The following is a 1,119-nucleotide window of genomic DNA, read 5'->3' on the forward strand; positions in this document are numbered from 1 at the left end:
TCGGTAAGTTTTATAATTCGAACTACATTTTATAATTTAGAGGATAGTTGAGAGACAAAACTTACCTCAACTGTTGTGCTTCATTAGAAAAAAATGAAAATTTCAAACATCAAAATAGAACATGAAATAATTACTGCCGATTTTAAATCAGAAGAAAATTTCATGTTTATAAATAAGTGTCATGAAATATACAGGAATGGGGATCGAATAAAACTTAAAAATAATTATATAATTACAGAACCTAGGATTACTATCTTATCGGATAATTTATTTTTATTGGTAGACTTAGAATTTGAAAATAAAGGGTCTCAAAATGCATTGATTTTTGACAATGAAGGAAATTTCAAAAAGTCTTTTTTTGTAGATGCACCATTAAATATTATTTCTACTGGAAAACGAATAATTATGTCTTATTCCGGGTCTCAACTTGAAATCGGTTCTAGGTATGGAAATGCTCAGATTGTTATATTTGACTTTGACGGTAATTGTTTATTTGAATATAATACGCTAGAAAAATCAAATGAATATATTAAGTTTCTTGAGAATAAATCTCTAGTCGTAAAAAATGAAACAACTATTTATTTTATGCCTTTTATTGGAAATGGAACTAAAGAATTTCCTGTTATTGAATTAGACGTTTTAAATTATTCAATTAACTTTTTGTTTTATGTCTTAGATGAAGTTAAGTCTGATAAATATTATTTCACAGCATTTTCAAAAAAGAATAAAGATTGGTATTTCTTTGAAAATTTTGACAAACCCTTAGAGACGAATAAAGCAAGCTGGTCTAGGATTTTTAGGCTTAGTTCAAATAAAATTTTAGAACTATTTTTTTCTTCGCCAGAAATATCTGCTATTCCAAAAGGTTTCCCAGACGGAAAATTCTCTACCTTGACTGAAAATTCAAATTTTAACTATTTTGAAATATGAAACGAAAGCACAATCGAGTAGAGCGCCGCTAGGCAGATAGCCTAGCGGAGACCCTCTCACACCACCGTACGTACGGACCGCGTATACGGCGGTTGATTACCGTTCAGTCAATTTTTTGTAGATCTCGGACATAGAAATATATCCTCTTTTCTCTAGTCGTTCCAAGGTAATGGTGGTAATAAGAATAGG

General features: G+C 30.0%; 1 protein-coding gene. It reads left to right on the forward strand.

Annotated elements, in window-relative coordinates; all coding sequences use genetic code 11:
* The first annotated feature begins 93 nt into the window (after nucleotides 1-93).
* Complete coding sequence (locus IC221_RS29205; protein ID WP_188172317.1) at nucleotides 94-930, forward strand: hypothetical protein; 837 nt, start codon at nucleotides 94-96, stop codon at nucleotides 928-930.
* Nucleotides 931-1,119: the final 189 nt, after the last annotated feature.

Origin of the sequence: Flammeovirga sp. EKP202 (assembly GCF_014534745.1) — a bacterium.
GTDB lineage: Bacteria > Bacteroidota > Bacteroidia > Cytophagales > Flammeovirgaceae > Flammeovirga.

Excerpts from the sequence above, each read along its gene's own strand:
- IC221_RS29205 (WP_188172317.1), top strand. The coding sequence starts at position 94 with ATGAAAATTTCAAACATCAAAATAGAACATGAAATAATTACTGCCGAT.